This window comes from Woronichinia naegeliana WA131, from assembly GCA_025370055.1.
Taxonomy (GTDB): domain Bacteria; phylum Cyanobacteriota; class Cyanobacteriia; order Cyanobacteriales; family Microcystaceae; genus Woronichinia; species Woronichinia naegeliana.
The window spans coordinates 2,246,715-2,265,915 of sequence record CP073041.1 but is presented as its reverse complement, the minus strand read 5'-3'; the positions used below and the strand labels follow the sequence as shown (position 1 = coordinate 2,265,915).

18 protein-coding genes, 1 tRNA gene and 6 pseudogenes are annotated in these 19,201 nt (G+C 40.2%); 15 read left to right on the top strand and 10 right to left on the bottom strand.

The annotated features are described in order from the left end of the window. Positions 1 to 193: 193 nt before the first annotated feature. Positions 194 to 484, top strand: coding sequence for a hypothetical protein (locus KA717_11590; protein ID UXE63232.1), 291 nt, complete (start codon positions 194 to 196; stop codon positions 482 to 484). Further along, positions 457 to 879: pseudogene (locus KA717_11585) on the top strand (IS1595 family transposase). The gene KA717_11590 and the pseudogene KA717_11585 overlap by 28 nt, the downstream one beginning before the upstream one ends. A 65-nt stretch (positions 880 to 944) precedes the next feature. Here KA717_11585 and KA717_11580 read toward each other — a convergent pair. The 3 genes from KA717_11580 to KA717_11570 form a co-directional block, all read right to left on the bottom strand. Then, on the bottom strand, positions 945 to 2,132 hold the full coding sequence (locus tag KA717_11580; GenBank protein UXE63231.1) for an FtsW/RodA/SpoVE family cell cycle protein: 1,188 nt from the start codon (positions 2,130 to 2,132) through the stop codon (positions 945 to 947). Between the two features lie 130 nt (positions 2,133 to 2,262). After that, positions 2,263 to 2,736: a TspO/MBR family protein gene (locus KA717_11575; GenBank protein ID UXE63230.1), complete on the bottom strand. Its 474-nt coding sequence runs from the start codon at positions 2,734 to 2,736 to the stop codon at positions 2,263 to 2,265. A gap of 44 nt (positions 2,737 to 2,780) precedes the next feature. After that, a complete protein-coding gene (locus tag KA717_11570) occupies positions 2,781 to 3,890 on the bottom strand; it encodes a glycosyltransferase family 4 protein (GenBank protein UXE63229.1) in 1,110 nt (369 codons plus the stop codon). Positions 3,891 to 4,024: 134 nt separating this feature from the next. On the opposite strand from KA717_11570, the gene wecB reads away from it, so the two are divergent. Then, a complete protein-coding gene (wecB, locus tag KA717_11565) occupies positions 4,025 to 5,140 on the top strand; it encodes a UDP-N-acetylglucosamine 2-epimerase (non-hydrolyzing) (GenBank protein UXE63228.1) in 1,116 nt (371 codons plus the stop codon). 82 nt (positions 5,141 to 5,222) lie between these two features. Beyond that, a tRNA-Val gene (locus KA717_11560) sits at positions 5,223 to 5,296 on the top strand. Between the two features lie 280 nt (positions 5,297 to 5,576). On the opposite strand, the gene KA717_11555 is transcribed toward KA717_11560, so the two are convergent. Next, the gene (locus KA717_11555) at positions 5,577 to 6,509 is read right to left on the bottom strand and encodes a hypothetical protein (protein UXE63227.1); all 933 of its coding nucleotides are present in this window, start codon (positions 6,507 to 6,509) and stop codon (positions 5,577 to 5,579) included. Between the two features lie 575 nt (positions 6,510 to 7,084). On the opposite strand from KA717_11555, the pseudogene KA717_11550 reads away from it, so the two are divergent. Both KA717_11550 and KA717_11545 read left to right on the top strand, forming a co-directional pair. Continuing rightward, a pseudogene (locus tag KA717_11550) lies at positions 7,085 to 7,933 on the top strand (IS630 family transposase). A gap of 147 nt (positions 7,934 to 8,080) precedes the next feature. Then, positions 8,081 to 9,172 carry an IS1 family transposase gene (locus KA717_11545; GenBank protein ID UXE63226.1) on the top strand — a complete coding sequence of 364 codons (1,092 nt, stop codon included), beginning with the start codon at positions 8,081 to 8,083 and terminating at the stop codon, positions 9,170 to 9,172. On the opposite strand, the pseudogene KA717_11540 reads toward KA717_11545, so the two are convergent. Beyond that, positions 9,139 to 9,756, bottom strand: a pseudogene (locus tag KA717_11540) (transposase). The gene KA717_11545 and the pseudogene KA717_11540 sit on opposite strands and share 34 nt — an antisense overlap. Positions 9,757 to 9,816: 60 nt before the next feature. Continuing rightward, a pseudogene (locus tag KA717_11535) lies at positions 9,817 to 10,017 on the bottom strand (ISKra4 family transposase). Positions 10,018 to 10,136: 119 nt separating this feature from the next. On the opposite strand from KA717_11535, the gene KA717_11530 reads away from it, so the two are divergent. Genes KA717_11530 through KA717_11520 form a run of 3 tightly spaced genes read left to right on the top strand, consistent with a single transcriptional unit; the run spans position 10,137 to position 12,423 of the window. Then, complete coding sequence (locus KA717_11530; protein UXE64946.1) at positions 10,137 to 10,379, top strand: hypothetical protein; 243 nt, start codon at positions 10,137 to 10,139, stop codon at positions 10,377 to 10,379. After that, positions 10,367 to 11,245 carry an ISKra4 family transposase gene (locus tag KA717_11525; GenBank protein UXE64632.1) on the top strand — a complete coding sequence of 293 codons (879 nt, stop codon included), beginning with the start codon at positions 10,367 to 10,369 and terminating at the stop codon, positions 11,243 to 11,245. The genes KA717_11530 and KA717_11525 overlap by 13 nt, the downstream gene beginning before the upstream one ends. 5 nt (positions 11,246 to 11,250) lie before the next feature. Then, entirely contained in the window at positions 11,251 to 12,423 is a 1,173-nt protein-coding gene (locus tag KA717_11520; protein UXE63225.1) for an ISL3 family transposase, read from the top strand. A 19-nt stretch (positions 12,424 to 12,442) separates the two neighbouring features. Here KA717_11520 and KA717_11515 read toward each other — a convergent pair. Continuing rightward, positions 12,443 to 13,320, bottom strand: a pseudogene (locus KA717_11515) (ISKra4 family transposase). Positions 13,321 to 13,611: 291 nt separating this feature from the next. Between KA717_11515 and KA717_11510 the strand changes: the two are divergent. From KA717_11510 to KA717_11490, 5 genes are all read left to right on the top strand, one after another. Then, positions 13,612 to 13,851 (top strand): hypothetical protein, encoded by a 240-nt coding sequence (locus KA717_11510; protein UXE63224.1) that lies wholly within the window; start codon positions 13,612 to 13,614, stop codon positions 13,849 to 13,851. A 164-nt stretch (positions 13,852 to 14,015) separates the two neighbouring features. Next, positions 14,016 to 14,501, top strand: coding sequence for a hypothetical protein (locus KA717_11505; GenBank protein UXE63223.1), 486 nt, complete (start codon positions 14,016 to 14,018; stop codon positions 14,499 to 14,501). A gap of 96 nt (positions 14,502 to 14,597) precedes the next feature. Then, entirely contained in the window at positions 14,598 to 15,218 is a 621-nt protein-coding gene (locus KA717_11500) for a DUF3782 domain-containing protein (GenBank protein UXE63222.1), read from the top strand. Positions 15,219 to 15,408: 190 nt separating this feature from the next. Next, positions 15,409 to 15,696, top strand: coding sequence for a hypothetical protein (locus KA717_11495; GenBank protein ID UXE63221.1), 288 nt, complete (start codon positions 15,409 to 15,411; stop codon positions 15,694 to 15,696). Then, the gene (locus tag KA717_11490; GenBank protein ID UXE63220.1) at positions 15,686 to 16,006 is read left to right on the top strand and encodes a hypothetical protein; all 321 of its coding nucleotides are present in this window, start codon (positions 15,686 to 15,688) and stop codon (positions 16,004 to 16,006) included. Before KA717_11495 ends, KA717_11490 begins: the two co-directional genes overlap by 11 nt. A gap of 90 nt (positions 16,007 to 16,096) precedes the next feature. Here KA717_11490 and KA717_11485 read toward each other — a convergent pair whose 3' ends face one another. Next, positions 16,097 to 16,465, bottom strand: coding sequence for a PIN domain-containing protein (locus tag KA717_11485; protein UXE64631.1), 369 nt, complete (start codon positions 16,463 to 16,465; stop codon positions 16,097 to 16,099). Between the two features lie 48 nt (positions 16,466 to 16,513). Beyond that, complete coding sequence (locus tag KA717_11480) at positions 16,514 to 16,720, bottom strand: hypothetical protein (protein ID UXE63219.1); 207 nt, start codon at positions 16,718 to 16,720, stop codon at positions 16,514 to 16,516. 275 nt (positions 16,721 to 16,995) lie between these two features. Between KA717_11480 and KA717_11475 the strand changes: the two are divergent. Continuing rightward, positions 16,996 to 18,399: pseudogene (locus tag KA717_11475) on the top strand (IS66 family transposase). 518 nt (positions 18,400 to 18,917) lie between these two features. Here the strand turns inward: KA717_11475 and KA717_11470 are convergent. Further along, positions 18,918 to 19,184 carry a hypothetical protein gene (locus KA717_11470; GenBank protein ID UXE63218.1) on the bottom strand — a complete coding sequence of 89 codons (267 nt, stop codon included), beginning with the start codon at positions 19,182 to 19,184 and terminating at the stop codon, positions 18,918 to 18,920. Positions 19,185 to 19,201 lie beyond the last annotated feature (17 nt).

Below are 19,201 nucleotides of genomic sequence, written 5' to 3'. Positions count from 1 at the left end.
TCAGAAAAATGCGATGGCTGTCGGCGATCTGCTGTCCCAAATGTAACAGTTTAAGTATCATTAAACGAGGCAAGGATGAAACCCAAGTAGAGCGGCAACGCTATCAGTGTAAAGGGTGTGGAGTAAATTTTGATGACTTACCGATACAATTTTTGCTGGACACCATCAACCGTTGCGAGTGTGGATACTGTGTTTGTATTTAATGGGTTTGAACTTATCAAATGGTCAGATTGCAAAGGAACTGGGACTAGATAAGGATGATGTGCAAAAAATGACGACTCAATTACGGCAAGGAATTGTGGATGGCAAAGGTGAAGTGCAATTGTCTGGGGAAGTAGAATGCGATGAAGTCTATGTAACAGCAGGACACAAAGGTAATCCTGATGCGGTCAAAAAAAAGGACGACAGGGACGGACTAACCGCCTCAAAGGAAGTCGAGGTCGAGGTACGCTTGAGAAAGAAAAACCGCCAATTTTCGGCATGATTGAGCGAGGGGGAGAAGTTGTCATTCGGATGCTTGACAACGTCCAACGAACCACGATTGAACCTCTTATTAAAGCAACAATTATGCTAGGTAGCCAAGTTTATACTGATGAGTATGCCATTTACAATGCCTTGACTGAGTGGGGTTATCCCCATAAAACAGTGTGTCATGGAGCAGGAGAATATGCTCGTGACGAAGATGGCGATGGCTTTTGCGAAGTCCATGTCAACACGATGGAAGGATTTTGGTCGCTTTTGCGCTCTTGGTTACGTCCCCATCGGGGGATTTCTCAGGAAAAACTGCCTTTATATCTGGGTTTCTTTGAGTTTGTCCATAATTCCAAAAAACGTGGCAAAGCCCTTTTGAGTTCTTTACTACAAAATCTACTTGCTTAACTCCCCAAAACACCTATTGAGCCAAGCGAATTAGGCTGGGCAGATAACCAGATTCCTGAATTTGTCTAAGCGGAGAAAGAGGGCTTGCTAGATTGATTAAGAGAAACCACATCTGCCTCGTTGCTCTCCCGTGCGACCCGAATAATTAAAGCCGCGAGAATTAAGCTGGCTAAACTAGAACTGCCTCCATAGCTAAATAGGGGAAAGGGTAAACCTGTCGTGGGTAAGGCCCCAGTTGCCACGCCGATATTGAGGAGAGATTGACCAATTAAAACAATGACTACTCCGATCGCCACCAATCGTTTGACCCGATGACGACAACGCATGGCAACCCGTAGTCCTAAGGTGGCATAAAGCAGTAAAAAGAAGAGTAAGCCGATGCCGCCAATAAACCCAAATTCCTCGGCAAAGACAGAAAAAATAAAATCCGTATATTGAATGGGAAGATAGAATAACTTTTGTTGGGACATCCCATAGCCCGTTCCCGTTAATCCCCCAGAACCAACAGCATAGAGACTTTGCACTAATTGATAGCCATTGCCCATCGGATCGGCCCAGGGATCCATAAAAGAGGTAATCCGTTTACGTTGATATTCCCGAAAGCTAACACTGGCCACAGCCGTTAAAACGCCTAGAACGGAAGTCGTTCCCAGATAAATAAAGGGCAAGCCAGAGGCTAGGGCAATTAACCAGATCGTCATGCCACAAAGGGCAGTGGTACTTAGATTCGGCTGAAGTAAAATACCGCCTAAAATGAGTCCAAACATTGCCAGCCAAAGCAGACGAACTCGCCAAGGTAATCGTGGCCAATTGCCAAACAGATAGGCACTCTGAAGTACCAAAAAAGGCTTCATGAATTCAGAGGGTTGTAACAGAAAAGGGCCCAGGGCAATCCAACGAGTAGCACCATTAACCTCAGTCCCCAATCCCAGCAAGGTCAAGAAGATTAAACCCAGAAAAACCAAGATCATCCAAGGTGTGATCTTTAGGATATTGGTGAGGGGCGATCGCACAATGAAGTTAAAACAGATCAACCCTAGCCAGGTAAACAGTAATTGACGCTTGATGATATAAAGCCCATCGTCATAGTTCGCAACCCCTTCAGGATAGGAAGCCGAAAACAGAACAATTAATCCCATTAATAGCCAAGCCAGGGTAAACCAGCGCAATAGTCGAGCTTCTCCCGACCAGGAAGAGACACTGGGATCATAAAAGGGGATAAGATAGCGAACGATAGACTCTTTAATAGACAATTTTGCGTTAAACCTTCTCTTTGACTACACTTCAGGGGGATCTGGATCTAGATTAGAGTTTAGGTCTTTAGGAAGTCAAGATGCTTAAATTTGTTCCTTAGGCCACCAGCGTTGATGCTCATTTTTCTCTCTACAATTCTCCCAAATTTAAAGGAATCATAGCCCAGGTAACATAGGTTCCGATGGGACTCCAGAGTAAATAGGGAATTAATAGACCACCCGCGACTGCTGAAACGGGAAATACCCAAACCGCTAATCCTAAGCCGAGAAAAAAGCCAGTGGCACCGATCGCCGTTCCGACCCGCAGACTTCGCAACTTACACATCACGGGGGTGTAGGCCATAATCACGACTTCTAGGACGAGATAGCCCGCTAACATTGCCCAGGTCAGGGATTGATGGGGAGCCGTTTCCCAAAGAACGGTGGCAGACCAGGCACCACAGATAAAAATACTGATCCAAATCCAGGGAATGGCCCACTCAAAGATTAACCAGGCTGGACGACGCAAACGGTTAAACCAGCGCAAATCCCTCGGTGAAAGACGGTTTAGCCCAAAGGCGATCGCAAAGGTAATCCCACCAATATAAAGCCAAGACGGCAGCATAGACTCTATTCCCGATCAGGCTCGATCTTAAAAGAACATAACAACTATCTTAACTGACGTAAAACCGCTACGGTAGCTTGACCGGTCTTTTGCCAACTAAAGGTTTTGGCCCGTTCTAAACCCCGTTGTCTTAACTGCGATCGCAGATCGGAATCATCACACAATTGTTGCATCGCCTGGGCAAGTTCTTGAACATTGTAGGGATTGACTAATAAGGCCGCCTCTCCGGCAACTTCGGGTAAAGAAGACAAATTAGAAGTAATCACTGGGGTTCCACAGGCCATCCCTTCTAACACAGGAAAGCCAAAACCTTCCCACAGAGAGGGAAAAACCATTCCTAGAGCCTGATTCATTAATATCGGTAATTGGTGATAGGGAACATAATCCAGGCACTTTACCTGTTGTTCAATGCCTAACTCCCGCGCTTGAGCTAATAATTTGGGGGTATAACGGCGATCGCGAGGGCCAGCCAGCCAAAGTTGATAATCCTGGGGTGAAGCTAACTGGGAAAAAGCCGTAATTAAACGAGAAACATTTTTATGGGGATCATGACGACCCAGATAAAGAAAATAAGGCTGAGAAGACGTTTTTACCTTGCTTGAAAGCTCCAAAGGGCGGAAATGTTGTTGATCATATCCTAATAAAATAGGTGTAATTTTACGGGCAGGAATACCTAAAAAATTAATAGCATCATCAGCCGTTGCCTGGGAATTGCAGAGAATATGTTCAGCTTGCCGTAAAACGGCCGGAATATAAAAGTGAAAATAGGGCATAAGTGGAGAAGTCCATTTCGGAAACCGCAAAGGAATCAGATCATGGAGCATCACCACCGAGCGGCATTGAGAAAAGAGAGGAGCTTCAGGAACAGGGGAAAATAATAATTCTGCCTGTAGTGTTTGATAGATTTTCGGTAACTGAAATTGTGTCCAGCCTAGACGATCAAAATGACCTTTTCTACCCTGGGCAGGAGTTAAGTTAGGAGGGATAGAATAACAGTTAAAATGAGGATAGGAATGACTCGTTAATAGCGTCGGCTCAAGAGATTTTAAATAGGGGAAAATATTGGCGGCATAGATACTAATACCAGTGGCTTCTGCTAATAGAAAGGAAAGATTAACTAATAAGGGATGAGACGGAGCAACCTCTAGGGACATGGCAGAGAGCAGACAGGATAAGGCATTAATATATCAAGAAAAATTCCCTGACAGTAGAATTCTTAGCCGAGAAAGAAACCATCTTGCGTACAATGGGAAAAATGTAGTCCTCTGGCCAAAATTATTAATTTTTCATGACCTCTTCTCGTCTCTCTGTCTGTATTACCCTAGGGACACGTCCCGAAGCCATTAAGTTAGCCCCTGTTATCCAACAATTCCAGAAGCATCCCGCCTTTGAAACCCAAGTAATTTTGACAGGACAACATCGGGAAATGGTAGAGCAAGTGATGGAACTATTTCACTTAACGGCCGATGAAGACTTAAAAATTATGCAGCCGAAACAAACGCTAACCGAGATTACCTGTCGCAGTTTGCAGGGTTTAGAACAATTATTCAAAGCGCGATCGCCGCAACTGGTGATTGTACAGGGAGACACGACCACTGCCTTTGCCGCCACCCTCGCCGCCTTTTATCAGCAAATTCCCGTTGGTCATGTGGAAGCCGGACTAAGAACCGACAATATTTATAATCCCTATCCTGAAGAAGCTAATCGTCGCCTGATTTCTCAATTAACCCAATTACACTTCGCGCCTACTCAATTGGCCCTCGAAAACTTAGGACGTTCTGGAGTAACAGGAGAGGTTCATTTAACGGGCAATACGGTCATTGATGCCTTGTTAACGGTGGCTAGTCAAGAACCAGCTTGTCCCATTGCTGGACTAGAGTGGGATCGCTATCGAGTCCTATTGGCAACAGTTCACCGTCGAGAAAATTGGGGAGAGCCGTTAAAGGACATTATCACCAGTTTTGAGCGTATTTTAGCAGAATTTCCAGATACCGCCCTATTACTCCCCCTACATCGCAATCCTACGGTCAGAGAACCTATTCAGCAACGCTTAGGGGAACATCCCAAAGTCTTTTTAACTGAACCATTGGATTATGGTCAACTGGTCGGGGCTATTCAACGCTCCTATTTACTACTAACCGATTCCGGCGGACTGCAAGAAGAAGCTCCTAGTTTAGGCAAACCGGTGTTAGTGTTACGGGAAACGACTGAACGACCAGAGGCGATCGCAGCCGGAACAGCCAAGTTAGTGGGAACAGAGCCTGATACGGTAGTTAATGCAGCACGGGAATTATTGAGTAGTCCAACTGCCTATCAACAGATGGCCAATGCCATTAATCCCTTTGGAGACGGAAAGGCCAGCGATCGTATTGTCAAAATCGTCAGTCATTATTTTCGCATCTAGAAATCCCCGACCATGATCCCAAATTACAGGCTCAAAACCCTTGTCTAATAAGTTGAATCTATGTTATAGTGGTTTCCCACACGGACGTATAGCTCAGTTGGTTAGAGTACATCGTTGACATCGATGGGGTCACTGGTTCGAATCCAGTTACGTCCATAACAAAATTAAATTTTTAGTCCCACACATCTGTTACAACTGTGTACATTAGCTAATTGTTTGTTATCGGCAATACATTAGTGTAATCGTAACAAATTAAGTATCACTGTAACTATCTTTGCGTGGTCATAGATTGAGATTTTCGCCCCCCAAATCCCCCAAAGTTGGCGGGCTAAACTTAAAAATGCAAATTATCACCGTGCTAGGTATAGCAATGGCCAGCGTAAAAATCAAAGATTGTTCAAAAATCTCTAACACTTCCATTCTTAGCTTCCCTTAACTAAACAAATGATGAAACATCAGAAAAGGGAGGAAACTTTGCACTCAGAGGCTCTACTTTTTTGAGGTCATTGACATTAGTGCAGATAGTGGCACAAAAGTTATCTAGCTTTAAATCATTAGGATCTCTGCCAAAAGGATTTTCGATTTCAATGCCAATTTCCTCAACCCCAAATAGGGTAAAGCTGAGAATTGCCACAAAAACAATAGTGTACCAACCAAATTCTCTCACAAATTGAAAGGGTAAAAGCAAACAATAAATTAAAAGGAGTTGTCTGAGATGAATCGCATAGGCTAAGGGGATAGGGGTTCTGAGAATACGCTCGCAACCACCCAGCGTATCTACCATGTTATTCAAAAGCTGCTGCATATCCGATAACTGATGCAAATTAACACAACGACGATGATACTGATGCTGTAAATAATCCTGAATCCAAAGCGCAATCTCCAAGGAAGGATTGTTCATTTGGTGCAATTTAGCATAACAAGTTGGCGATAATAAAACGGCAATTTCTTCATCTAAGACTTCCTGACGTAAATGAGTTTTCATGGCTACTGCAAAAGCCGCTAATAAGTCCAACGTGGCTTCCTTTTCTTGGCGATCGCTTTCTTCCTTTTCTAAGATAATTACCCAAATATGTCTGGCCAGATTGCGAATGTTGTTAATCAGATTACCCCAAAGCCGACGACCTTCCCAAAATCGTTCATAAGCGGTATTTGTCCGAAAGACTAAAAGTAGCCCCAAAACCAAGTTAAGTAGTACGCTGGCCGTTGGTGCCAGACCAATTGAAAACCCTCGTTTGTAAACTAATAACACCAATAGGGAAAAAGCCACACAAAGCAAAGTGCGCGGTAAAATTGCTGGAATAACAGAGCCTCGCCACTGAAGGGCGATCGCAAACCAGTTCCGCCTTTTTACCCAATCAATCGCCATCCTTGACTTCCTAAAACCCCAAGCCTAGCTAATTTTAACGTTCTTTGGCGGTTTGAATTAGTCTGAATGAGTATTGTTCGGAAATGGGTTAAGTCTAGGCAACTCTCTTTTGTCAGAGCAAGAGAGCTATAATGAAGAAAAAAGGCTAGAGGCAAGGTGGGGTATATGACAAAGCCAAGAGCCGCAAAGCCAGTAGTACATTTCATGAATAGCTACGGTGAATTGTACAAAGACTTATTTCCAGAAGTGAGAGCCTATGAATATTTCAAATATTTACTACTAGGATTAATCAGTGATGTAAAAACCCACATTCCGTACTTGGCAACAAGAATTTTAATTAATACGAATAAGTCTAGATTAGCAGAAGTGCTTCCCCACAAAGGTTTCAGGAATCACAATCTGCTGATCAACAAAAGTACGCCTCTTTATGCAGCACAAAAGCACTGATAAACGCACTACTATAGTCTTTCCTTCTCCGTCTATATCTAGTGTTGTGATGGCTAATGATGCCTGCATATAGAGTGTAAATTTTAAATTATTTATTTTCTTCTAATTGGTACGGAATATGGATTACAAGAGAAAGAATATTAATTCTATTACTGAGGAATGAAGGGAAAAAATATGATGAAATATCAGAATTACTAGGATGTTGTAAAAGACAAGTCTGGTACTGGTGCAACAATGGAAATCCAAAAGATATAGAAAGCTTGAGAGACAAAAGAAAGAAAGGAAATCATAGGAAAGTAACAGAAGAATATATAGAGAAATTGACCGAAATAATAATCAAAGAGCCGGAAGAGTTCGGTTATGAATTTGGGCGTTGGACAGTAGCAAGATTAGCAACACATATGGAAAAAGAAACAGGTATATTACTAGGCAATACACAACTGAGAAATATTCTAAAAAAAAAGAAATTTGTCTATATTTGGGCAAAGTATAGTCTAGAAGATAAACAAGATGAGCAAGCAAGAGAGAAGTTTAAAAAGAAATTTGATGAGTATAAAAAGCTTGTGAGAGAAAAGCCGGAGTCAATCCAGATATGGTTTTGGGACGAAAGTGGCTTTAGTTTAAGAGTAATACGCAGAAAACAATGGACAAAAAAAGGAAAGCAAAAAAAAGTTAGAGGAGATAGACGAAAAGGAAGAGTCAATGTAATGGGCGGCGTTAGATATTCTGACAAAAAACGGTGGGTTGATTTTATTACAACTGGTAACTCTCAAAACTTTAAGAGTGTGTTATTGATATTTTACAAAGACATACAAAGAGAATGGATAGAGCAAGGAAATAAAGAGGAGGATTTTCATAAAAATGGTCCGAAAATTGTGATCATTTTAGACAATGCAAGCTTTCACAAAAAGCAAGAAATTCTAGACGAGATTAGGGAAGAAATGCCAAACATTATTTTGGAGTTTTTACCACCTTACGGAACTGGTATCGTCTGATCAAAGTTGGAAAAAGTTATGGTGTAAGGCTTTGAGAAAATAGAAAAATAGTTTAAGACTAGACATCGGCCCGTTTTTATTATACTATTATTATTGTCATTATACCAAAGAAGAAGGAAACAGAAAACAATGTCAATATTAAAGAAAAGCTCTATGGAAATCCTGAATGATGTTGGCTTGTGCCAAGAGAAAGAGGATGCCTTATTCAAGAAAAACTGTCCTCATTGCTATAGTGAAAACGTAAAAATACATTCTCATTATCAAACGAAAGGTAACGGGGAACGTAAAATGTTCATTTGTCAAGAATGTAGTTCTTGTTTTGCTGAGACTTATGGTAGCGTAATCGCTGGCTTAGAAACCCCATTAAGTGAAATTGTAAAAGTATTAAAAGCCAGAATGGAAGGAATAGGATTGAATGCAGCAGCCCGAGTATTTGGCTACGCGAAAACAACAATATTGAATTGGGAAAAGAAATTATCAGGATTACAAGAGACATTATTTTTATACGCCTTAGTGAATGAATTTGTTAAATTAGTAATAGAAGGGGATGAACTATACACAAAAGTTAGAAAAAATAAAGAAGCAAGTGCCTCTGAGGGGTGGACAATCGTGCTCATGGACAGGGCTAGCCGCTTTATTTGGCATTTAAAATGTGGTCGAAAAGAGCAGAAATTATTTCTAGAAGCAATGATGACGGTAGCGGAATTATTTGAAAGGAGTGCAGAATTTCTCCAGTTATTTACAGATGGAGAAAAGCGATATAGTCAACTGCTATTTAATATTTGTCACGAAGTATTAAGGACTGGAAAGCGAGGTCGTCCCACCAAAGTATTACCGAAGGGTCTTGTAGTAAGACTAAAAAATAAGAGTAGTAAACGTCGAGATTCTGAGGGTAAACTAGAGAAAGTAGAAACTCCGAAACCAGAACATCCAGAGACAACAGAAAAACCAGAAGAAAAGGACGTCCATGCCAACCACGTTGAGGCATTTAATAGTGCTATCCGACGCTATTTAGCCGCCTTTCGTCGTCGTACAAATACTTATGCTAAATCTGTTGTGGGATTACAGCGAGTCCTAGATATTTTCTGGATGGTTCATAACTTTGTTCGCAGCCATTTTACTACTAGAGAAGTTCCTGCTGTAGCTCTCGGTATAATTGAAAAAGGGTTAACTTGGGAGCATCCGTGTCAACTTAAAGGAATGGGTTCCCAAATTTGTTGATTGAGAGCGGCCTTTTCTCGATGTCGCTTTCTCTCAGCTTTGACCAAACCAAATAACTTAGCACGTTCAGCCAGATAGGTTACTGTATCAGGCTTTTCTCCTCTAGCAATAGCCTTCGCTACATAGTATAGACTCCGAAACACCATCTCTACTGAGATTTTTTCTTTCGGTTGATTTAGAGCAATCGCCACTTCCCCTACCAATTGATTTAAGACCGTATAGAAAATCAAAGTGCAAATAATCTGGATTTGGACACCATTCTTATTCCCTACCCATAAATAGGCTAGTCCTAAAAGTCTTTTCGTTAATAAAAAGGCTTCTTCGATTGTCCATCGTCTTCGATATAAATCACAGACCTCTTCGGCGGACAGTTGTTCGGGAGACAACACATTTGTTAAATACTGATACCAGATTGTTCCCCATAATACTGAGACTAATCTCACCGGATGCTTGCAAGGATTAGAACGGTAATTTCCCATAATGATAATCTCATCTCTGTAATGACTACCTTGAGACAATACTTGTTTGGTTTTGTAAGATGTACCCGCTCTAAATCTGGTTAGAAAAAACTTTTTAGCTTCTGTTAACTGGGAGCATCTCACCTTTGCAATAAGTAGAAATACTTAACGAGGTAAATGAAAGAGTCAAAAAAGGTAATCATTTAAATAGGAACAGCGATGACGAAGGACTTGTGGTACATTGTCAGAATTCCAACTCGCACCAGTAATTTTAAGACGATGACCAATTTGTTTAACTTGAGATTCGACAGAGCCAGAGCCAATAGAAATGCCCTCTGCCTGCAAATAACCATAATTGACAATCCGATGTTTATGCTTGTTTAAATAAATGGTTCTTCTGGCTTTGCGGTAGAAGATGTATAATAAGATACACTATATGAGGACGACATCGGGTACATCCCGGATAAAGCAGTACATAGAATCTGGGGTAAAATGGAAAAAAACTGATGAGCGAAAAAAGTATGTTACCGATTCCCCCAGAAGAAAAAGCACTGTTAAAACAGCATCTCACCGAATCAGCCCGTATCCTGCGCAAATATACGGAACCAGAGAAACAGAAGGACTTTGGAAGCATCGAAGTAGAAGTCAGAACTCAGATGTTAGAAATTGTGGGGCCAACAATGGGGGAGTTTTTTTTTCAGAAGGGGGAAAAAAACGGTCTGGAAACAAGCGAAAAATCAAAACCCTAGTCGGAGAAGTGGAAATAAGCCAAAAACAAGCCAGAAAACTAAAGGTGTCGCCAAAAATCGTCTTAAGTCCAGGTTTAGAGAAATGCTGTCTAAGAGCCAGTGCGAAAACATCCTACCAACAAGCAGAAGAAGATATAGAGGAGTTGATGGGGATAAAAGTAGGACATAGCAGTTTACATCGCTTGGTAGAACGGACAGAACTGCCCTTAGCTCAAGCTCAGTCAGAGAGTGCGGGGGTCAGTATAGATGGGGGAAAGATTTGTCTGCGGGGCGAGGAGAAGGAAGGGGGACAGTGGCGAGATTATAAACTGGTGAGTCTTCATGGCAATGTCTGTGAAGCCTTTTTCCAAGACCCAGAGGGCTTAAAGAATTGGAGCAATGTTCAACCTTTGTCCCCAATAGTGACCTTTTTGGGAGATGGTCATCCCGCAATCTGGAATGCGGTAGAGAGTTTCGCCACTCAATCGTGGCTGATACGACGAGAGGTGTTGGATTGGTATCATCTCAAGGAGAATCTGTTCAAAGTGGGTGGCTCTCTCAAACGGCTAGAAGCAGTGGAGCATTTACTGTGGCGGGGTTTTGTGAACAAGGCAATAGATGCGTTTGATGGAGTCAAAAGCAAGAGGGCAAAGAATTTTCAAGCCTATTTGACGAAGCATTATCAGCGTATCCCTGATTACCAATACTATCAACAGCTTGGTATTGTGATTGGTTCTGGTGATGTGGAGTCTAAGATTAAACAGGTGGGAGCTAGGGTTAAATTGTCGGGAGCACGTTGGCATCTTCATAATGTTTCTCGTATTCTTCGGCTACGATGTGCTTATCTCAATCACTCTCCTCTTTTGAGTGTCAATGTATTATCTTAAGTGGGATGCACCCGACGACATCAATGTTATTTTTTCTGGAAAATCTTCTGAATTTACCAAAAGTAAACATAAGAAATGTTATTCAAGAAGGGAAACAGGCATTTTTAATACTGAGTTGTCAAGAGGAAGAAGTCAAATGTAATTATTGTGGTAGCTTAACAGATGAATTACATCAGACGAACAATGTACTGGTAAGGGATTTGTCTATATCTGGTCAAATGGTATACCTGAAAGTCCCTCGTCGTAAATTTTACTGTAAAGATTGTCAAAGGTTTTTTACAGAAAATCTAGAATTTATGGAAGCCCGTAGGAAATACACAGTGAGGTATGAAGAATATATTTATGGACGAGTAAATGTGAGCAGTGTGGAACAAGTAGGTAGAGAGGAATCTCTATCATGGGATCAAGTGAATGGAATTTACCAACGTCAATGTGAAGCTAAAAAAAAAGATTGGCAAGGAGTAAAACACCTCGGGATGGATGAAATAGCGAAACGAAAAGGTCATCAGAATTTTGTAACAGTGTTAGGAGATATAGAGAAAGGAGAATTAATAGAAGTGATAGATAGTCATCAACAAGATAAAATCATCGAAGTGCTGATGGAGAAAGAATTAGAGGTGAGGGAAGGAGTAGAACAAGTGAGTGTAGATATGTGGGGAGGATTTCCGAAGGTGATAGAAAAAGTATTTCCGAATGCAGTAATTGTAACGGATAGATTTCATGTAATGAGGGCGGTGAATGAAGAATTAAATAAAATCCGTAAACAGACAAGGTTGAATGTAAAAATTAAGGGAGAAAAATGGCTATTATTAAAAAATAAAGAAGACCTAAAAGAGGAGGAGTTAGAAAAATTAGAATTGGTGTTAAAGCAATCTGCTCGTCTGCGTAAGGCGTATGAGTATAAAGAGTCATTTAGAGAAATATATGAAAAAGTAAATGAGAAGGAAGAAGGGCGATTAAAATTTACAGAATGGTTAGAGAATGCTAAGAGCATTTATACAGATGTAATTAGCACAATTCGTAGGAATTTAGACTCTATTTGTAACTACTTTTTGAGTCGAACGACGAATGGGGCAATGGAAGGAATTAATAATCGTCTTAAACTAATCAAGCGTCAAGCTTATGGATTTATGAACTTTGATAATATGCGAAATCGTTTTTTAGCTTGCTTTTCATGATAAGCTTTAATTATCACTCTTTGTTCAGGAGAACCAAATAAATGATAAAATTCTCAGCTTGAGGCTCTGACCATCCCTCAAAACAGGAGATAGCGGCATCCACTTCACCCGTCCAAAGAAAAGACTTGACCTCCTCAATTCGCTGGAATGACCCCCCAACTTTATAGAGGTTTTCAATTAAGTGATACCAGTCCAAAATTTCAATTCGCTCATGTTTCTGTCCTATCTCACGAAATAAGTTCCAGATACCATCATGTCCATCTCCCAAACAAATTAAAGGCTTAGCCAAAATTTGAGAATTAACCAAATCTAATAAAGCCGAGTTATCTTGAAAAAAGGCAGCTACCCCCAATTGATGAAAACTGACTCCTTTATAATCACGCCAAATTAAGGGTTCTCCCTTGGGAGTTCTGAGTCGTACCTTCCCACCATCTATGCTAATTTCTTCGACTTCTGTGTTAGAGGGTAATTCTTCAAAATGATAGCGATGTACAAGGCGTTGTTGCGTACTGTGAGAAACAGCAATTCCCGTCAATGATTGGATTTTCTTAGCTGCTTTTTCATAAGACTCATCGCCACTCAGTAGCAAACAGTTCTTCTCTAACATTGGACTCATCTGAGTTCGAGGCTTTAGTTCTAATTTCTTCGCTTGTTTTTCTGTAATGGGCAATTCCCCCAAAATACTTTTTACTGTTCGTATCCGACCTGTGGTTTCCTCGGTACTTGTTTTGACAAAAAAATACCTATTTCTGGGTTGACATACTGAATCATTAAGTCTCTGACAGTCTCCTCTATTTCGCCCAAATTATTAAATGTTTTAACTTGAGATTGTTGATAGAGACATTCTCCCAACTCTTGACATAACTCTTGAATCCTTTTTTCATTTTCTGATAACACTGATAACATGAGATTGTTCCTCAATTGGGATAGATTTTGGAAAGTGGGTCTCGACTATTATACTCTCATTTCTTTTTTTGATAAAGTTCGATAAAGTTCAAAGTCTTATTTTTCTGCCCATAAGTATTAATACTTATTGCATAAGTGAGATGCTTCCCTTGAGGAATTAGAATCTCTCATCAAAAAACTTCTTAATGAAGGCGGATTGACAATCCGTTGGGGGCGCAAAATCAAAAACAAGGGATCAAGTATTCTCGCAAGTTAAACTGATGACAGCTTACTGCCTATATTGTGGAGGTTAAAAGTCATGCAAGAGAGGAATCTATTACTCAATTAAAAAGTATTTTGCAACGTTTTCGTACCTTTTTCCCTGAACATAAAGATAAACAACTCTATGGTATTTTAGTTGCTGTTGATATGTCTCTCGATTTACGAGAAAAAACGCTGCAAGAAGGATTTTATGTTGCTCGTATTCACGACCAAGTTTTTGAACTCGATATTCCTGAAAATTTTCAACCCCAAAGTTATTAGTTTGGTTTCCTTTTGTCAAGCCAACCTACAAAGCGGCGATCGCTTATCCATTCTCCATTGAAAACGCCGATTAATTGATAGTGAATAGTTGATAATTGTCCATTGAAAACGCGATCGCTCTTTAAAACAGGATAAAAAACTGCGATCGCCGATAAAATACCTTTATGATAGAGTTACTCAAACTGTTACCAAAGTCACTGACGACATTTTTGTATGCAGTGGCGGCTTTATTAAGATTTTATGGAAACTCAGACACCATCCTCTTCTCATTCTTCCCCTTCACCACGATCGAGTGGAGCTTTCTGGTCTTTGTTCTGGGGTCAGGGTCTCTGGTGGTTAATCTCGGCCTTGAGTGGCACGCTGGAAATCAAAGCAGAAGGGAAGCGGCAGCAGCAAGAACACGAATTGAGGATGAAAACCTTACAGCAAGAGAACGAGAGGCTAGACGGGATGCTCTTGCAAACGAGGCAAGAGAACGAGAGGCTAGACGGGATGCTCTTGCAAACGAGGAAAGAGAACGAGCAACTCGCCATACTCGAATCCAAAATAGATGGATTATTCTCCAAATACAACATCAACTCGAAAGTTCACCAAACACCAGAGCAGCCTTGAGGGATTTTCTAGTATTTTTGTCAGAATATGGTGAGTAGAAAGGCGATCGCCTTTCCAAATCGTTACGATAAAACAGTGATCGCAGATAATCCATTAAAATAGAGGAAATCAAGAATAACAAAGGTAAATAATCTATGGCAACCACCGCAGATGACGTATGGCGACTCCTCGCTGAATTAACGACTGCCCAAAAGGAAACTGATCTACAACTTAAGGAAGTTAGTCAGGCACAGAAGGAAACCGATCGCCAACAAAAGGAGACTGATCGCCAACTCAAGGAATTGGGTAAACAAACCGATCGCCAACTCAAGGAATTGGGTAAGCAAATTGGGGGACTCGGTGCAAAATTTGGTAGCTTTACGGAAGGTCTTGCTCTTCCCTCAATGGAGAAAATTCTCAGACAAAGGTTTGGCATGGAAACGACCAGTCCTAGTGTACGAGTTAGTAAAGGTGGACAACACATAGAAATTGATGTCCTTGCTTATGCTAATGGTGAGCTAAATACTGCCTATATTGTCGAGGTTAAAAGTCATGCTAGGGAAGATTCGATTACTCAATTAAAAAGTATTTTGCAACGTTTTCGTGCTTTTTTTCCTGAACACAAAGATAAACAACTCTATGGGATTTTGGCGGCTGTTGATATGTCTCCCGATTTACGAGAAAAAACGCTACAAGAGGGATTTTATGTTGCTCATATTCACGACGAAGTTTTTGAACTGGATATTCCTGAAAATTTTCAACCCCAACGTTATTAGTTTGGTTTCTTTTTGTCAAGCAAACTTAGGAAGCGGCGATCGCTCTAAATCAAAACTTAAAACCGCGATCACTTTCTTATCTCACCTTTGCTTGGCTTTAATTAGTTTCTGTTCAGAGTGTTTGCCTCTATTATCTCATCTTTAAGATAAAATAGGGAGGATAAATCTAATCAAGGATTAAGAAAATAATATGAAAATAAAAGCCAAGGAAGCCATTAATCGTGTTACGGTCTCTTTAAATAGTGATATTTTTAATCAGTTACCTTCACATCGTCGAGATGCCTGGATTCAGGAGGCGATCACCGAAAAGTTACAACGAGAAAATCAGTTAACGGTTAATTCTGCTGAATCAAAGGCTATTTCCAGAATGATCAATCCCATTCAAGAAGAGGAATGGATAACAATGGGAAACCTTGATGAAACTTTTAATTTAGAACAGATTAATCAAGACCTTAAAGAACGTGGTTATGCGGGCTAAATATTTGCTGCAAGTACATCCTCTTGTTTTTTCTGAAGATTTACCCACTTTACCGAAAGAACTTCAATCTGATTTTGAAAGGCTGTTCAAACCAATTTTACAAATATCTCCCAATAATGGTGGTATTTTAAATTGTCACAAGTTAAAAGGTAGACTTAAAGGCTATCACTCCTTAGAAATAACGTATAACAATCAACAGTATAGATTAGTCTATCGAATTTATGATAAACCTATTCCTAAAAGAGTAAAAGTTATTAGCTTTGATGTTCATGATCCTGCTTATGAAAAAGCTCAACAAAGAGTTTCTTGATGATCGACCTAAATCAAAACTTAAAACCGCGATCGCATTTCTTAAAAATTTCACATTTGGCTTGGATGAAGTTAGCGTAATACTTTTTGGTTATCTATTAGGAGAAGTCGGAAGTTGAAAACCTGCTTGAATAAAGTGTTGATCAAAGCTGAGTGCAAAATTTATGTTTTTATCTTGCATAATAATAAATGAAAGACAGTCAACTAAGCCCCAGCTTTTATCTTGACGTTTTTTGTATAAGTCGAAGGCACGTTCAAAAAGTTCAGGTGTTAATCTTACAATTTCAACGTTTTCTGATGAGGTTAAGTCTTCGATAACCTGTATTGCTTCTTGTTTATAATTTCGAGCTAAGGCATTAGCAATTTCTAGAAAAACAGCATCGGTAATTACCAAGAGATACTGCTCATATAAATCAGCTAAGTTTAAAGCTTGTTGATGATATTGATCTCTTTCATTAATTAGGGCAATAACGAAGCCTGTATTAAGAAATGCTTTGGTATTGCCAATTTATTTTTCGACCTTGAGATAGAGGTCAATATTAGCCGCAAAGTCAACGGGAGCTTGAATTTTTATTTTTTTGAGTTTGGTTAAGGCTCCTTGCTTTTTTTCACTGGTTTTGTTGTTAGCAAAATTTTTGATGAGTCCATACAGTTCTTGAAGGCTGTCTTCTTCAAGTTTATTAAGTTCTTCAAGGATTAATTGTTTGGTGTTCATAGTGAAGTTTCCTAATGGTTTTTCGGGGTTTAGAAAGTGAGAAATTAATCGCTGTCTTTAAAAATTTCACAATTTGGCTTGGTAATTAGTCACCGCAATAAAGAAGGAAATTATTGAGAATGAGAAGCAAATGAAAAAAGTAAAGAATAATGAAGAAAGGAAAGGCGGTTAAAGAGATAGGTTAGAATAGGGAGACTATGAAAAAACTAGACCCAGTTCCAGACTTAAACCAAGAAGAAGTGAAAATGCCATGGCAAAAAGAAGTGGCAAAAGATTGGTATGAAGATTATCAGAAAGAAAAAGAAGAGAACGAAAAGCTGAGAAAAGAATTGGTAGAGTTAAAGAAAGAGATAGAAAAGTTGAAAGAAAAGCTGAAAAAGCTTAACCAAAGAACGAGTGAAAATAGCTCTCAGCCCCCAAGCAGTGACGGTTACAAAAAGAAAGTCGCCAAAACCTTCGGTCAAAAAGGAAAAAAAAGAGGTCCAAAGTACGACCATGTGGGTAAAACCAGAAACGGGTTTGGTCGGGTAGATGAAATAGTAGATTTAAGGATGGAAAAATGCCCAAAATGTGGTGCGTCAGTGGAAAAGCAAAAGGAGACTATCATCAAAAAAAATCAAATAGCTGAATTAGTCAGTAAACCAGTAGAGGTAAGGGAATATGTTAGGGAAAAGTATCAATGCTCAAAATGTGATTGGGAAGGTTATGCCCCACTTCCTTTGGGATGTCGTGAAGATTTTAGCTACGGTGCAACCTTATCCAGCTTAGTGGGATGGCTGGGATATGGGGGAAATTTGACTTGGCTAAAACAACGATACTTGGTAGAAACGGTCTTTGGCATTCCTCTGTCTCAAGGGAGTTTAGCTAAAATGCACCGATGGTTTTGCGAAAGCTTGTATCCTAGTTATGAACAGTGGTGGACTTACATACAGGAGCCTGGAGTCCGTTGTGTGGACGAAACCAGCTATCGCGTCAATGGGGTTAACTATTGGATGTGGGTGGCTACTTCCTCCTCTGTTTGTGTTTTGTTTCTGGCTCCCAGCCGGAGTTCCGATGAGGTTCATTCCCTATTAGGTAAAGATTTTCATGGGCTTCTCAGTACGGACTGTTGGGGGGCTTACCATCGCCAAAATGCCCAGCATAAACAGAAATGTCTGGCTCATATTGGGCGGGAATTGAAGGCCTTGGAAACTTCCCACTTTTCTGAAAATAAACTTTTTGCTCAGAGAGTTTTTCCTATTCTAGAGCAAGCTCGTCAATCCCATCGAGATTATCATCAAGGCAAACTGAGCTTAGAAGCTTTACAACAACAGCGACCCCTAGTAGAAGCTCAACTTCAAGAGGTTCTGGATAATCCGCCGCCCACGGGATGGGCAAGTGATTCCCAATTGTTATCTAATCGCTTTCGACGTTATTGGCATGATTGGTTTACTTTTCTTACTTTTCCTGAAGTTAAACCTGATAACAATGATGCCGAGAGAGCCTTGCGTCCTGTTGTTATTCATCGTAAGGTTAGTGGCGGTGCTAGAAGTCATTGGGGCGGACAACTTGTTGCCATGATGTTTAGTTTTCTTGAAACCATGAGACTTCAAGGTAAAAGTGCGGTCGAACAGTTATCTCTTATTTTATCTTCCTCTGGTCTTTCTCCTCCTTCCATTGATGACTTTCTTCCTCTCTAGTATTTTTGGGGCTTAATGAGAATTAAGCCCCACTTATTGCTGTGACTAATTAGGGCTTGCTGAATAAGTCTGCAAATCGAACCTAGATGCCACAGGGCGCGAAAAATGGTGACTTCAGAGCTCAGTTTCCAGTTTTACCTCACATTTTTCCAGCAAAGTGCATGGATTTTGAGCCTCCAAATGCCATAAACTTGCATCTGATCGTTTGTAAAATGCCTGAAAGTATTGTCTAGCAAGGATTTCATCCTTATTCAGCAAGCCCTAATTACAATTAAATTTTGTCTAATAATTCAAAATAACGTTCTCGACTGATGCCTGCTGTTCGTAAATTGGTCATAATATGGGTAACAGCAACTTTATGGGGGCTAGTTTTGATTACAACAGGTCAAATAACGCCTGGTTTAGTCAAGATTAAATGCTCATCTTTTTAGCGACTAACTGCAAAACCTTCTAGCTCAAAAATTTTGACTAACTTGTGATAGTGAATGGAGACTATTTTTTGTTCTTTTCCCATGATTTTAACTAATAGCAACTAGTTCAGAAATAAGCGGTTCTCGTAAGTGCCATTGATTATTTTGGCGTTTAAATCCTGCTTCTTCAAGGACAATTTCTAGGGTATTCATTCTTTCGCATTCTTCTAAAAATGCAAGTAGGGCTTCTTCTAGGGATGCTTTGGCTTCTGAAATGGTTTCGCCGAAACTGGAGACATCAAGTTCAGGACAAAGGGCAACATAGAGATCGCCTTCTTTAAAAATTTCACATTTGGCTTGGATTTTATTGAACATTTTTTAGGTGTGTTTGA

Coding starts and splice junctions, on each gene's coding strand:
- KA717_11500 (UXE63222.1), top strand. CDS start 14,598: ATGGCAACCACCGCAGATGACGTATGGCGACTCCTCGCTGAATTAACG.
- KA717_11490 (UXE63220.1), top strand. CDS start 15,686: ATGCGGGCTAAATATTTGCTGCAAGTACATCCTCTTGTTTTTTCTGAA.
- KA717_11495 (UXE63221.1), top strand. CDS start 15,409: ATGAAAATAAAAGCCAAGGAAGCCATTAATCGTGTTACGGTCTCTTTA.
- wecB (UXE63228.1), top strand. CDS start 4,025: ATGACCTCTTCTCGTCTCTCTGTCTGTATTACCCTAGGGACACGTCCC.
- KA717_11470 (UXE63218.1), bottom strand. CDS start 19,184: ATGTTCAATAAAATCCAAGCCAAATGTGAAATTTTTAAAGAAGGCGAT.
- KA717_11505 (UXE63223.1), top strand. CDS start 14,016: ATGATAGAGTTACTCAAACTGTTACCAAAGTCACTGACGACATTTTTG.
- KA717_11570 (UXE63229.1), bottom strand. CDS start 3,890: ATGTCCCTAGAGGTTGCTCCGTCTCATCCCTTATTAGTTAATCTTTCC.
- KA717_11530 (UXE64946.1), top strand. CDS start 10,137: ATGAGCGAAAAAAGTATGTTACCGATTCCCCCAGAAGAAAAAGCACTG.
- KA717_11555 (UXE63227.1), bottom strand. CDS start 6,509: ATGGCGATTGATTGGGTAAAAAGGCGGAACTGGTTTGCGATCGCCCTT.
- KA717_11520 (UXE63225.1), top strand. CDS start 11,251: ATGCACCCGACGACATCAATGTTATTTTTTCTGGAAAATCTTCTGAAT.
- KA717_11545 (UXE63226.1), top strand. CDS start 8,081: ATGTCAATATTAAAGAAAAGCTCTATGGAAATCCTGAATGATGTTGGC.
- KA717_11480 (UXE63219.1), bottom strand. CDS start 16,720: ATGAACACCAAACAATTAATCCTTGAAGAACTTAATAAACTTGAAGAA.
- KA717_11575 (UXE63230.1), bottom strand. CDS start 2,736: ATGCTGCCGTCTTGGCTTTATATTGGTGGGATTACCTTTGCGATCGCC.